The organism is Rhodocista pekingensis (assembly GCF_042665545.1).
Taxonomy (GTDB): domain Bacteria; phylum Pseudomonadota; class Alphaproteobacteria; order Azospirillales; family Azospirillaceae; genus Rhodocista; species Rhodocista pekingensis.
Window position 1 is genome coordinate 13,223 of sequence record NZ_JBHTCM010000022.1, and the last position, 13,193, is coordinate 26,415.

The following is a 13,193-nucleotide window of genomic DNA, read 5'->3' on the forward strand; positions in this document are numbered from 1 at the left end:
CTACTGCCGCGCCAGCAGCTCGGGCACCCGCAGCAGCACGAACTCCGTGTCGTCGGCGCGGTCCAGGGCGCGCCCGGCGGAGAAGGGGAAGTTGTTGTCGTTGACGATGAGGACGCTGTCCGGCCCGGCCGGCTCCACGCTCTCGATGGTGGCGAAGGGCAGCGGCAGCCGGGTGCCGCCGCGCGGGTCCGGAGCGGCGCCCTGGCGGGCCTTGCCGTCCGGATCGGTGATGGCGAGCAGGTCCACATAGGCCAGCTTGCGCACGGCCCCGCCGTCCATCGTGTCCTTGCGGCTGACGAGGTAGAGCCGCTTGAAGCGGGCCGGCCGCTCGAAGCAGGTGGGGGCGGGCGTGCTTTCCGGGCACGCCTGGGCGGCGTCGCCCTCGCCGCCGTCGCGCTCGATCACCAGCGCCCGGTCGGCGTCCAGCATCGTGACCTCGCCGATGGCGTTGGCGTCGGCCTCCAGCGGATAGAACAGCACCCGCCCGGTCCAGGCGCCCTCGCCGTCCTCGGCCTGGGTGTCGAACTCCAGCCAGCGCAGCCGCGGCCGGCCGTCGGCCCAGGTCTCGCGCTTGCCGTCCAGCACCAGCGCCCCTTCCAGCAAAGCGTAGAGGAAACGGCCGTCGGGGGAGGCGGCCAGCCCCTCGAACCCGCGCGAGCGCGCCACCTCGAACGGCACGGTGCCGTCCGGCATCCCCGGCGTCCGCACGGCCGGATGGTCGGGCGAGCGCACGACACGGCCGCCCACCACCGTCTCCCACAGGCCCAGCAGCCGCCCGTCCGGGGCGAAGTGCGCCAGCCAGGGGCCGAACTCGTCGCCCACCCAGAAGCCGTCCGGCGTGACGACGAGGCTTTCCGGGTCCAGGTCGGCGCCGGTCAGCAGGCGCGTCTCCGCCCCCTCCAGCGTGATCGGCCAGGGCATCCGCCGGTCGGGGTCGGAGAGGAAGACCGTCGTCTCCCGCGCCACCGTGCCGGCCTCCCAGTCCGGCCGCAGCCGGTGGATCGCCAGCAGCGCGTCGGCGGAGTTGGCCCGCGACCCGAAGCCGTTGTCCGCGAGCGCCCAGTAGCTGCCGTCGCCCGCCGCGCGCAGGCTGGAGACGCCCTGCACCGGCTGGCCGGGCATGGGCAGGGCGAAACCGGTGTCGCGGCCGCCCGGACCGGGACCGGTGAGACCGCGGACGCTGCCCGGCACCTCCGTCCGCCGGTTCTCCGGCCCGGTGAACTTGCCCGCGCTGGTGACCAGGGCGGGCGCGCCGGACGGCGGCGGCAGGGTCGCGTCGGCCGGCAGCACCGCCTGACCGGCCAGCGCGGCGGGCACCTTCTCCTGTGCCCGGGCGGCGGCGGGCAGCGAAGCGACGAGCAGGGCGGCAAGGGCTGCGGGCAGAAGGGGGCGCATGGGAACCGTCCCGGATGGCGGGGGAAGGGCGGGCATCACAGAATGATCGGACAACAGCGGCGGGAATGGGGCAATCCCTCCGTCGTGTTCCGGCGCTCCGCCGCCCCGCGGCCCTGCGTCGCCTCCCCGCCCGCCCGCTTCCGGGAGCCGCCCCGCGCCCGGTACCGCCGCCCCGTGCTATAGGAGGGCGCCCCGTGCTATAGGAGGCCGCGACGCACCGGTACGGGAGAAGGGTGAGCGGCATGGTCGGCACGATCTGGGGTCTGGCACTGGCGTCGGCGTTCCTGCTGGCGTCCCATTTCGGCATCGCCAGCACGAAGCTGCGGCCTGCCCTGGTCAAGGGCCTGGGGGAGAACGCCTATCTCGGCCTCTATTCGCTGGTCGCGGCGGTCGCCTTCGGCTGGCTGGTCTGGGCCTACGGGGCGGCGCCCTATGTCCCGCTGTGGGCGCCGGCCGGCTGGACCGCCTGGATCCCCGTGACGGTGATGCCGGTGGCGCTGCTGCTGATCGTCGGCGGCCTGACGGTGCCGAACCCGACCTCCGTGAAGCAGGAGAAGGCGCTGTTCGCGGAGGAGCCGGCCCGCGGCCTGCTGCGCATCACGCGGCACCCGTTTCTCTGGGGCGTGGGGCTGTGGGGCCTGTCGCACCTGCCGTCCAACGGCGATCTGGCCAGCCTGCTGTTCTTCGGGTCGCTGGCGGCGCTGGGGATCGTCGGGGCCACCCTGATCGACGCCCGCAAGCGCGCCCTGCGCACGCACGCCTGGGCCCGCTTCGAGGAGGCGACCAGCTTCGTGCCGTTCGCCGCTATCCTGGCCGGGCGCCAGAGCCTGGGCCGTGCCGCGGCGGAGTTCGGCATCCTGCGCCTGCTGGCGGTGACGGTGCTGTACGGGGCGCTGCTGCACCTGCACCCCTGGCTGTTCGGGGTGTACGCCATTCCCACCGGCTGAGCTGAGGCCGCGGGTCCCGCCGGCGCACCCGCAGGGTCCATGTCCGCGCAGACCCTGCGGATGCCGGCCGGTCAGACCGGCACGGAGCCTGCGGATTCCAGTCCGGGAGCCCGGGTGTCCTCCGGGGTCGGCACGAACCGGGCCACGACATGGCGCGCCATGCCCTTGGCCAGTTCCTCCTCGCCGAAGAAGACGGCGCCGAAGCCGTCCCGGTGGAGCATGCTCGATTCCTCCTCGCTGTGGGTCCGCAGGACGATCTCGATGCCTGGATTCAGCGTGCGCGCCGTCTCCGCCATCTGCCGCACGGTCAGCGGGTCGGGCGTGGCGACGACGAGCATCGCCGCCTCCGCGATGTGCGCCTGGATCAGCACCGACGGGTCGGCGGCATTGCCCGACACCGCCGCCATGCCTTTGGCCCGCAGCGCCTCGACCATCTCGCGGTTCTGCTCGGCCACCACGAAGGGGATGCCGCGCGCCTCCAGCTCGCCGGCGACGCGACGCCCGACCCGCCCGTAGCCGACAAGCACCACCTGGCCCTGGCGGTATCGGCGCTCGGTGCCGGACGGCAGCTCGGCATAGGGGTCGCTGCGCTGCTCCAGCCGGCGGGCCAGCGCCGAGCGGCCGACGATCCACCGGCGCACCGGTTCGACCGTGGCGAACACGAGCGGATTGAGCGCGATGGAGATCAGGGCCGCAGCCAGCACGAGGCTCATTCCCTCCGCCGGCAGCAGGCCCAGCGAGAGGCCGAGCCCGGCCAGGATGAAGGAGAACTCACCGATCTGCGCCAGACTGGCGGAGACGACCAGCGCCGTGTTCAGCGGATAGCGGAAAAGGACGACGATGAGGAAGGCCGCGAGCGACTTGCCGAAGATGACGATCGCCACGACCAGCAGGACATGCAGCGGCTGCTCCAGCAGGACCGTGGGCTCGAACAGCATGCCGACGGCGACGAAGAACAGCACCGAGAAGGCGTCGCGCAGGGGCAGGGACTCCGCCGCGGCGCGGTGGCTGAACTCGGATTCGCGCATCACCATGCCGGCGAAGAACGCCCCCAGGGCGAAGGAGACGCTGAACAGTTCGGACGCGCCATAGGCGATGCCGATGGCCGCGGCCACGACGGAGAGGGTGAAAAGCTCACGCGATCCGGTCCGCGAGACCTGCCACAGCAGCCAGGGCAGCAGGCGGCGGCCGACCAGCAGCATCAGGGCGATGAAGGCAGAGACCTGTAGCACCGTCAGGCTCAGCGTCATCCACAGCGGGGCCCCGTTCGCCGCCGGGACGACCGCGCCCGCTTCCGCCCCGCCCCCCAGGATGCCGGCCAGCGGGGGCAGCAGGACCAGCACCAGCACCGTCGCCAGATCCTCGACCACCAGCCAGCCCACGGCGATGCGGCCGTTCATGCTCTCCAGAACGCCCCGGGACTCCAGCGCCTTCAGCAGCACGACGGTGCTGGCGCAGGAGAGCGACAGGCCGAAGACGAGCCCGCTGCCCCACTCCCATCCCCATCCCATGGCCACCACCGTGCCCAGCACGGTCGCCAGCCCCATCTGCGCGACGGCGCCCGGTACGGCGATGCGCCGGACCTCCATCAGGTCGTCGAGCGAGAAATGCAGCCCGACGCCGAACATCAGCAGCATGACCCCGATCTCGGAGAGCTGGGCGGCAAGATGCACGTCGGCCACGAAGCCGGGCGTGCCGGGTCCGATCAGGATACCGGCGACCAGATAACCGACCAGCGCGGGCATCCGTATCCGTTCGGCCAGGAAGCCGAGCACGAGGGCGATGCCGAAACCGGCGGCAAGGGTGGTGATCAGCGGGATGTTGTGTTCCATCCGATCATCTTCGGTTGTGGGGCCGTGGGCGGACAGGTCGGAACCGGGGCGGAGCGCCGGGCGGCCGACGGATTCCGACGGCGCGCGGCTCTCGCCTCCCCGGGGAGGAACGACAGGGAAATACAGGAACATGGCCGGAACAGGGTTCCCCGCTCCGGAGCATGCAAACGAGTATCACCTGCCCGGCGCGCGGGCACAACCGGCATGGCGGGGCGGAGGATCGCAGGGCGGACCCCGGAAACGGAAACGCCCGCCGTGCGGCGGGCGTCCCGGAGATCGGACAAGGCGGGCGGTCAGGCCCGCAGGTTCAGGCCGCGGGCTCAGGCCCGCAGGCTCAGCCCATGTCCCTGGCGATGGCGCCCAGGCGCAGGCGCAGCGCGTTCAGCTTGATGAAGCCTTCCGCGTCCTTCTGGTTGTAGACGCTGTCCGCCTCGAACGTCACATAGTCCAGGCGGTAGAGGCTGTTCGGGCTCTGGCGGCCGACGACGCGGGCGCTGCCCTTGAACAGCTTCAGCCGGACGACGCCGTTCACCCGCGCCTGGGTGGAGTCGATCAGCGCCTGCAACGCCTCCCGCTCCGGGCTGAACCAGAAGCCGTTGTAGATCAGCTTGGCGTAGCGCGGCATCACCTCGTCCTTGAGGTGCATGGCCTCGCGGTCCAGCGTGATGCTCTCCATGCCGCGGTGGGCGACGGACAGCAGCGTGCCGCCCGGCGTCTCGTAGACGCCGCGGGACTTCATGCCGACGAAACGGTTCTCCACCAGATCCAGGCGGCCGATGCCGTGCTTGCCGCCCAGCCGGTTCAGCTCGGTCAGCAGCGCCGCGGGCGACAGACGCTGGCCGTTGACGGCGACCGGATCGCCCTTGGCGAACTCGATCTCGACATATTCCGGCTCGTCCGGCGCCTTCTCCGGCGCCACGGAGCGGGTGAACATGTCCTCGTCGGGCTCGACCCAGGGGTCCTCCAGCGCCTTGCCCTCATAGGAGATGTGCAGCAGGTTGGCGTCCGTGCTGTAGGGCGCCTCGCCGCGCTTGTCCTTGGCGATGGGGATCTGGTGCTTCTCGGCGAAGTCCAGCAGGGCGGTGCGGCTGTTGAGCTGCCATTCGCGCCAGGGCGCGATCACCCGCACGTCCGGCTTCAGGGCGTAGTAGCCCAGCTCGAAGCGGACCTGGTCGTTGCCCTTGCCGGTGGCGCCGTGCGCCACCGCGTCCGCGCCCACCAGATTGGCGATCTCGATCTGGCGCTTGGAGATCAGCGGCCGGGCGATCGAGGTGCCGAGCAGGTAGGTGCCCTCATAGAGCGTGTTCGCCCGGAACATCGGGAAGACGAAGTCCCGCACGAACTCCTCGCGCAGGTCGTCGATGAAGATGTTCTCCGGCTTGATGCCCAGCATCTGCGCTTTGGCGCGGGCGGGCTCCAGCTCCTCCCCCTGGCCGAGATCGGCGGTGAAGGTCACCACCTCGCATCGGTAGGTTTCCTGCAACCATTTCAGGATGACGGAGGTATCCAGGCCGCCGGAATAGGCGAGCACGACTTTCTTGACGCCGCTGGTCATTGCCGGGGGGTCCCGCTGGGTGGAAGAACGGGCGCGGACGTTAGACCCCGAGCGGCGGCCTGTCCAGACCGGCGCTACACCCTTCGCGCCGGAACCCGCGCGACGGGGCCCGCGCGACGGGGCCCGCGCGACGGGGCCGGCCGCGCGGGGTTGAGGCGGAGACCCGGCACCCGTAGCGTGCCTTGCCCGTGGCGTGCCTTTCATGCAGGGAGACCCGTTGCCATGACCCGACCCGGCGAGCCCCCCTCGTACCCGGCCCCTTCCGGCCTGACCCGGTCCGGCTGGCTGCTGATCGGCGTGCTGCTGACGCTGCTGGCGCTCGCCGTCGCCCTGGCGGTGCGGGCCTGGACGCAAGGGGCGGAACTGGCCGGGGAGGCGGGCGACATCCCCCTGGCCGGCGGGCTGGCCCTGCTGCTGGGCGTGGTCGGCACGCTGGCGCTGGGCGGCGGGCTGATGGCGCTGGTCTTCTTCAGCGCCCGCAGCGGCCATGACGACGCCGTCCAGGACGAGGCCCGGCTGGAGCGGCGCCGCCGCGGCGAGGGCGGGCACCCTGGCGGCGGCGACTACGCGCCGGGCGAGGACTGACCGCGCCAGACGCCGCGGCGCTGCATCACCTCCTTCAGCAGGGCGGGGCGGTCGGTCATGATGCCGTCCACGCCCAGATCCAGCAGGCGCTCCATCTCCGCCGGGTCGTCGATGGTCCAGACATGCACCGGCTGGCCGCGGGACCGGGCGGCGCGCAGGAAGGCGGGGGTGACAAGCTCCACCCCGTACTGCCGCACCGGGATCTGGTAGCAGCGCGGGGCCGTGGGGCCGACCGGCAGGCCCAGTCCCGACAGCCATGCCCGCGCCACCTCCGCCGGCCCGGCGGAGGTGCAGAGCCGCGGCCCGAAGCGGCGGCGCAGCCGCGCCAGCCGCGCCCCGGAGAAGGAACCGACGCAGACCCGGTCGAACGCCCCGTGCCGCTCCAGCGCATCCGCCAGCGCGTCGGCGGCGGCGTCGGTCTTGGGGTCGATGTTGAAGCGGACGCCGGGAAAGCTCTCCAGCAGCGCGTCGAACAGCGGGATGCCCTCGCCCGCGCCCAGGATGCGCGCACTGCGCAGCGCGGCCCAGTCATGCTCCGCGGGGCGGCCGGGCAGGCCGGTCAGGCGCTCCAGCGTGTCGTCGTGGAAGACCAGCAGCACCCCGTCGCGGGTGGCGTGGACATCCGTCTCGATATGGCGGTAGCCCAGCGCGACCGCGTGGGCGAAGGCGGCCAGCGTGTTCTCCGGCGCCTCCAGCCCGCCGCCGCGGTGCGCGAAGGCGACCGGGGCGGGCGCGTCCAGGTAGGGGTGCGCGGCCACCGGGTCCGCTCAGTCCCGGCCGGTGTCCTGCTCGCCGTCCCGGCCCGCATCCGGGGCCGCCGGAACCGCCTGCCGCGGCCAGCGGGTGAAGGCGACGATCCAGAGCCCCAGCGTCAGCACGTAGGGAAAGAAGCCCAGCAGCGCCCAGAGCGGATTGCGCCCGGTCTTGCCCAGCGCCACCCCGGCCATGCAGACCGTCCAGGTGGCCGCCAGGATCGGCACCAGATAGGCCGCCCATTCCGGCAGGGCCGTCAGGAACAGCATCTGCCCGCCATAGTCCTGCATGATCCCCTCCCTCAGCCGCGGCCGGCGGCGGCGCGGGCTTCCCGCTCCCGCCGCAGACGTTCGCGGGTGTGCAGCCGCTCCGGCCGCGGCGGCAGGGTCGGCCAGCGCACGACCGCCAGATAGGTGGCGAACACCGGCCAGCCCAGGATCGGCAGCGCCAGCACCGCCGCCCAGGCGCGCGGCAGCCCCGCCCGCGTCAGCAGCTTCAGCGCCGGCCAGAGCGCCAGCAGCGCCAGCACCGCATGCACCAGCAGCGCCCGTTCCAGGGTAGCCCCGACCGACTCCACCGCCATCCTCCGGTCCGTTCCAGCCCGCCCGCGCGGGCACCGGCCGGACATAGCATGCCGGGCGGCAGGGTCAACCGTTCAGGCGCCGTCCGGATCGCCGCGCCGCCCCCCCAGCCGGCCGTTCCCGGCCCGTCGTTCCCGCCGGACGGGTTGCGCTCCGTCGCCGGCAGCCCTGCGCCGGGCGGGCGCGACACCGGCCCCCCTGCGGCGGTTGGAGAGGGCTCCGACCCCGCCACGCGACACGGCGCGACAGCTTCTGCCGGAGTGTCGCATGGCCCGACCACGAAGGAGACGACCCATGGCGGACGAACTGCGCGGCAAGCGCGTGGCCGTGCTGGCCACCGACGGCTTCGAGCAGGTGGAACTGACCGAGCCGGTGAAGGCCCTGAAGGCGGCCGGTGCGGAGGTGCATGTGGTGGCGCCCAAGGAGGGCGAGATCCAGGGCTGGAACCACCACGACAAGGGCGACCGGGTGCCCGTGGACCGCGCCCTGGCCCAGGCGGACCCCGGCGACTATCAGGCGCTGCTGCTGCCCGGCGGCGTCATCAATCCCGACGCGCTGCGGCTGGAGCCGGACGCGATCGCCTTCGTCCAGGCCTTCGTCGCCGCCGGCAAGCCGATCGGCGCCATCTGCCATGGCCCCTGGACCCTGATCGACGCCGGCGGCGTGCGCGGCCGGCGCCTGACCTCCTGGCCCAGCCTGCGCACGGACCTGAAGAACGCCGGCGCCACCTGGGTGGACGAGGCGGTGGTCACCGACAACGGGCTGGTCACCAGCCGCAAGCCGGACGACCTGCCGGGCTTCTGCGCCAAGATCGTCGAGGAGTTCCGCGAGGGGCGGCATTCGGCCGCGGCCTGAGCGGCGCCCCGGCTGCGGCATGACCGGTTCCTGTGCGATAGGCATGGCGTGTCCGCACGGGAATGCTAGGCTCTGTCCATGGACGGTCACGACAACACGCTTCAGAAGCGATCCATCGCCTACCGCCCCGCGGCGGCCGATACGGAGTTCCTGTTCCGCGACAGCATGCGCGGCATCCGGTTCTTCCTGGAGTACGCCAAGGCGGAGGACTATCTGCGGGCGTGGGGTATCCGCAGCACCATCGTGGTGTTCGGCAGCGCCCGCGTCCGCCCCGGTCCCGATCCGGACGCGGGCACGGCCCCCATTCCCGGCGGGCACGGCCGGACCCTGACCAGCGACCGGGCGGCGCGCTGGTATCAGGAGGCGCGGCGCTTCGGCCATATCGCGTCGGAGCGCGGCGGCGCCCTGCACATGCATGACGGCGTGCGCGACAACGTGATCGCCACCGGCGGCGGTCCCGGCATCATGGAGGCCGCGAACCGCGGCGCCTGGGAGGCCGGCGCCCCCACCATCGGCTTCAACATCACCCTGCCGCACGAGCAGGAGCCGAACGCCTATTCCACCCCGGACCTGACCTTCAGCTTCCATTACTTCGCCATGCGCAAGATGCATCTGGCGATGCGGGCCAATGCCCTGGTCGTGTTCCCCGGCGGCTTCGGCACCTTCGACGAGCTGTTCGAGATCCTGACCCTGACCCAGACCGGCAAGGCCCGGCGCACGCCCATCGTGCTGTTCGACAAGGACTACTGGACCCGCCTGATCAATTTCCAGGTGATGGTCGAGGAGGGCATGATCGAGGCGTCCGACCTGGAGCTGTTCCACTTCGCCGACGATGCGGACGCCGCCTGGGAGGCGCTGATCGCCCAGGGCCTGCCGGTGCCCTGAGATGCCGGGCCTGCGACACCGTAGCTCTGGGGCGGGGGCGGCTGTGACGGATTTTTCCCGAACCTTAACGAATACGGTCGTATTCTGTGATGATCGCGGTCCCCACGGCCGCCGTCACGGACAAGACAGGAGCCGGCCGGCCGGTTCCCGGAGTTTCCCTTGGAGTCGGTCCCCGATCTGACGGTTCCCTTTCCGGTCGTCCCGGCGCAGCTCGTCGAGAGCCTGCCGGCGGCATTGTTCGTCTTCGCCCGCCATTCCGCCCGCCGGCACCGCTTCCTCTATGCCAGCCCCGGCTGGGAGGAGCTGTGCGGCATGCCCGCGGCCAGCGTACCCGGCCGGGCCCAGGTCAGCTACGAACTGGTCCACCCCGAGGACCGCGCCGCCCTGCGCGCCGCCATCGACGGGGCCCGGCCGCCCGGCCCCTGGCTGCATGAGACCCGCGTCCGCCGGGGCGACGGTGGCTGGCGCTGGCTGCGCATCCGGGCCCGGCCGCAGATCCAGCCGGACGGGGCCGTCCACTGGTACGGCCTCGTGGTGGACATCACGGCCGAGAAGCAGGCGCGGGACCGGCTGGCCGCGTCGGAGGCGCAGCTCCGCGGCTATTTCCAGAACGCGCCCGAGGCCCTGTTCACGGTGGAGGTCCATGAGGACGGCCGCTTCACCTTCGGCGACGTGAATCCCACGCATGAGCGCCTGACCGGGCTGCGGCAGGAGATGCTGGCCGGCCTCACCCCGGAGGAGGTGCTGCCGCCCGAGGTCGCCCGTGAGGTGCTGGCGCATTACCGTGCCTGCGTCGCGGGCGGTGAGGTGATGCGCTACGAGGAGAGCCTTCCGCTGCCCGCCGGGACACGGCTGTGGGAGACGGTGCTGGTGCCGATCCGCGACGGATCGGGCCGGATCGCGCGGCTGCTCGGCGGCTCCACCGACATCACCGCCCGCCGGCTGCACGAGGAGGGGCTGCGCACTGCCGCCCGCGAGGCGGAGGAGGCGAGCCGGGCCAAGAGCGAGTTCCTCTCCGGCACCAGCCACGAGCTGCGCACGCCGCTGAACGCCATCCTGGGCTTCACCGAGGCCCTGACCGCCGGCATCTACGGTCCCCTGGCCCCGAAGCAGGTCGAGGCGGTGACGGTGATCCGGGATGCCGGGGCGCACCTGCTGGAGCTGGTCAACGACCTGCTGGATCTGGCCCGCATCGAGGCGCGCCGGCTGCCCCTGGACCCCGAGGCGGTGGACGCCGCCCTGGTCGCGCGGGAGGTGACGGAGATGCTGGCCTTGCAGGCCGCGCAGAACGGCATCGCGCTGTCCTGCACGGCTGCCGCCGGCCTGCCGCCGGTCTGGGCCGATCCGCTGCGGCTGCGCCAGATCGTGACCAATCTGGTCGGCAACGCCGTCAAGTTCACCCTGCGCGGCGGGCAGGTCCGGCTGGAGCTGGAACCGGCGCCGGGCGGCGGCCTGCTGCTGCGGGTCAGCGACACCGGCATCGGCATCCGGGCCGAGGACATGGACCGGCTGATGCAGCCCTTCCAGGCCCTGCACGACCCCGCCGGTCGCCGCCCGAACGAGGGTCTGGGCCTGGGGCTGGCGCTGACCCGGGCGCTGGTCGAACAGCATGGCGGCACGATGCGGCTGGAAAGCCGGTACCGCGCCGGCACCACCGTCACCGTCACCCTGCCCGCGGCCCCGGCCGGAGCGCTCCCGGCCCGGGTCCCCCTGGCCCCTCCCGCGGCGCCCGCCGCGGCGTGAGCCGTCAGACCACCGTCTCCGGTTCCGCCTCCGTCTCCGGGGCCGTGCCCTCCTGCTGGCTGCGCCAGAGGGCGGCATAGAAGCCGCCGCGGGCCAGCAGCCCGGCATGGGTGCCGCGCTCCACGATGCGGCCCTGGTCCAGCACGATGATCTCGTCCGCGTCCACGATGGTGGAGAGGCGGTGCGCGATCACCAGCGTGGTGCGGCCCCGGCTGGCCTCCTTCAGCGCGGCCTGGATCTCCCGCTCGGTGTGGGTGTCCAGCGCCGAGGTGGCCTCGTCCAGGATCAGGATGGGCGGGTCCTTCAGCAGGGTGCGGGCGATGGCCACGCGCTGCTTCTCCCCGCCCGACAGCTTCAGGCCGCGCTCGCCCACCTGGGTCTCCCAGCCGTCCGGCAGGGTCTGCACGAAGCGCAGGATCTGGGCCGCCGCCGCCGCCCGTTCCAGCTCGGCCCGGTCGGCGCCGGGGCGGCCATAGGCGATGTTGTAGGCGATGGTGTCGTTGAACAGCACCGTGTCCTGCGGGACGATGCCGATGGCGGCGCGCAGGCTGTCCTGGGTGACCTCGCGGATGTCCTGGCCGTCGATGGTGATGCGACCGCCGGTGACGTCGTAGAAGCGGTAGAGCAGCCGCGACAGCGTGCTCTTGCCGGCCCCGGTCGGGCCGACCACGGCGACGGTGCGCCCGGCCGGCACGCTGAACCCGACCCCCTTCAGGATCGGCCGGCGCGGATCGTAGGCGAAATCCACCGCCTCGAAGCGCAGCTCGCCGCCCCGGGTGACCAGGGGCCGCGCGTCCGGGCGGTCGCGCACCTCCGCCGCCACGGTCAGCAGCTCGAACATCGTCTCCATGTCGTTCAGCGCCTCGCGCACGGCACGGTAGACGAAACCGAAGATGTTCAGTGGCTGGTAGAGTTGCAGCAGGTAGGTGTTGACCAGCACGAAGTCGCCGATGGTCAGCCGGCCCTCCACGATGCCGGCCGCGGCCAGCCACATGACGGTGACGACGCCGACGGCGATGATCACCCCCTGGCCCACATTCAGCAGCGACAGCGAGGTCTGCGTCCGCACCGCCGCGTCCTCGTAGACGTGCAGCGCCTTGTCGTAGCGCTCGGCCTCGAACCGCTCGTTGCCGAAATACTTGACCGTCTCGTAGTTCAGCAGGGTGTCGATGGCGCGGGCGTTGGCCTTGGTGTCGGCGTCCAGCATGCGGCGGCGCACCTGGGTCCGCCAGTTCGTCACCACCACCGTATAGACGACATAGCCCGCCACCGTGATGAAGGTCGCGGCGGCGAAGCGGATGTCGAACAGCCGCCACAGGATGGCCGTGACCAGCAGGATCTCGAACAGGGTGGGCAGGATGTTGAACAGCATCGTGCCCAGCAGGTGGTCGATGGCGCGGGTGCCGCGCTCGATCACCCGCGACAGCCCGCCGGTCTGGCGCTCCAGGTGGAAGCGCAGCGACAACCCGTGCAGATGGCGGAACACGGTCAGCGCCGCGGCGCGCATGGCGCGCTGGCTGACCCGCTCGAAGATGGCGTCGCGCAGCTCCCCGAAGCCCAGGTTCAGCACCCGCGCCAGCCCGTAGGCCAGGATGAAGCCCAGCGGGATCGCCAGCACCGGCGTGGCGGCCGCCTGCGCCGCCAGCCCGTCGGCCTTGCCCTCGCCCGCCAGCGCGTCCACCGCCCCCTTGTAGAGGACCGGCACCACCACGTTGGCGAGCTTGGCGAGCACCAGACAGGCCAGTGCCAGCACCACCCGGACCTTCATGGCCGGCTGGCCGTCTGGCCAGAGATAGGGCAGCAGGGTGCGCAGCGCGCCGCCGTCGCCCAGGCGCCGGTCCGGGCCGGGCGGCGCGGTCCGGGCAGGCGGGGAGGTGGAAGCGCTGCCGGGCGGGGTCATTCTCGGGTCCAGGGCTCGGGTCCAGGGCAACGGACGGGCGGGATGGAAGCTGCAAGCTAGGACGACGCCCCGCTCCGGCAAAGCCCCTTGTCCGGGCGCCCTGTTCCGGCCGGCCGGACGCAGACGGCGGGAACGGCCCCGGCGGTCCGGTGTTGACCCCGG

General features: G+C 72.4%; 12 protein-coding genes. 5 read left to right on the plus strand and 7 right to left on the minus strand.

Annotation, left to right across the window (positions count from 1 at the left end; genetic code table 11):
- On the minus strand, window positions 1–1,395 hold the full coding sequence (locus ACFQPS_RS16995; RefSeq protein ID WP_377360406.1) for an esterase-like activity of phytase family protein: 1,395 nt from the start codon (window positions 1,393–1,395) through the stop codon (window positions 1–3).
- Between the two features lie 242 nt (window positions 1,396–1,637).
- On the opposite strand from ACFQPS_RS16995, the gene ACFQPS_RS17000 reads away from it, so the two are divergent.
- Window positions 1,638–2,342, plus strand: a complete 705-nt coding sequence (locus tag ACFQPS_RS17000; protein ID WP_377360407.1) for an NnrU family protein — start codon at window positions 1,638–1,640, stop codon at window positions 2,340–2,342.
- A gap of 71 nt (window positions 2,343–2,413) precedes the next feature.
- Here ACFQPS_RS17000 and ACFQPS_RS17005 read toward each other — a convergent pair whose 3' ends face one another.
- Together ACFQPS_RS17005 and ACFQPS_RS17010 are read right to left on the minus strand one after the other, a co-directional pair.
- A complete protein-coding gene (locus ACFQPS_RS17005; protein WP_377360408.1) occupies window positions 2,414–4,174 on the minus strand; it encodes a cation:proton antiporter domain-containing protein in 1,761 nt (586 codons plus the stop codon).
- A 334-nt stretch (window positions 4,175–4,508) separates the two neighbouring features.
- A complete protein-coding gene (locus ACFQPS_RS17010; protein WP_377360409.1) occupies window positions 4,509–5,729 on the minus strand; it encodes an argininosuccinate synthase in 1,221 nt (406 codons plus the stop codon).
- Between the two features lie 222 nt (window positions 5,730–5,951).
- On the opposite strand from ACFQPS_RS17010, the gene ACFQPS_RS17015 reads away from it, so the two are divergent.
- Window positions 5,952–6,314 (plus strand): hypothetical protein, encoded by a 363-nt coding sequence (locus ACFQPS_RS17015; protein WP_377360410.1) that lies wholly within the window; start codon window positions 5,952–5,954, stop codon window positions 6,312–6,314.
- On the opposite strand, the gene ACFQPS_RS17020 is transcribed toward ACFQPS_RS17015, so the two are convergent.
- The 3 genes from ACFQPS_RS17020 to ACFQPS_RS17030 are packed head-to-tail and all read right to left on the minus strand — an operon-like array spanning window position 6,293 to window position 7,650.
- Window positions 6,293–7,072, minus strand: coding sequence for a glycerophosphodiester phosphodiesterase family protein (locus tag ACFQPS_RS17020; RefSeq protein ID WP_377360411.1), 780 nt, complete (start codon window positions 7,070–7,072; stop codon window positions 6,293–6,295). The genes ACFQPS_RS17015 and ACFQPS_RS17020 overlap by 22 nt on opposite strands.
- Before the next feature lie 9 nt (window positions 7,073–7,081).
- Window positions 7,082–7,357: a hypothetical protein gene (locus tag ACFQPS_RS17025; RefSeq protein WP_377360412.1), complete on the minus strand. Its 276-nt coding sequence runs from the start codon at window positions 7,355–7,357 to the stop codon at window positions 7,082–7,084.
- Window positions 7,358–7,368: 11 nt separating this feature from the next.
- Entirely contained in the window at window positions 7,369–7,650 is a 282-nt protein-coding gene (locus tag ACFQPS_RS17030; RefSeq protein WP_377360413.1) for a hypothetical protein, read from the minus strand.
- Between the two features lie 292 nt (window positions 7,651–7,942).
- On the opposite strand from ACFQPS_RS17030, the gene ACFQPS_RS17035 reads away from it, so the two are divergent.
- The 3 genes from ACFQPS_RS17035 (at window position 7,943) to ACFQPS_RS17045 (ending at window position 11,131) form a co-directional block, all read left to right on the plus strand.
- Window positions 7,943–8,503 carry a type 1 glutamine amidotransferase domain-containing protein gene (locus tag ACFQPS_RS17035; protein ID WP_377360414.1) on the plus strand — a complete coding sequence of 187 codons (561 nt, stop codon included), beginning with the start codon at window positions 7,943–7,945 and terminating at the stop codon, window positions 8,501–8,503.
- 78 nt (window positions 8,504–8,581) lie between these two features.
- Entirely contained in the window at window positions 8,582–9,388 is an 807-nt protein-coding gene (locus ACFQPS_RS17040; protein WP_377360415.1) for an LOG family protein, read from the plus strand.
- Window positions 9,389–9,547: 159 nt separating this feature from the next.
- Window positions 9,548–11,131 (plus strand): PAS domain-containing sensor histidine kinase, encoded by a 1,584-nt coding sequence (locus ACFQPS_RS17045; RefSeq protein ID WP_377360416.1) that lies wholly within the window; start codon window positions 9,548–9,550, stop codon window positions 11,129–11,131.
- 4 nt (window positions 11,132–11,135) lie between these two features.
- Here ACFQPS_RS17045 and ACFQPS_RS17050 read toward each other — a convergent pair whose 3' ends face one another.
- Window positions 11,136–13,031: an ABCB family ABC transporter ATP-binding protein/permease gene (locus ACFQPS_RS17050; protein ID WP_377360417.1), complete on the minus strand. Its 1,896-nt coding sequence runs from the start codon at window positions 13,029–13,031 to the stop codon at window positions 11,136–11,138.
- Between the last annotated feature and the right edge of the window lie 162 nt (window positions 13,032–13,193).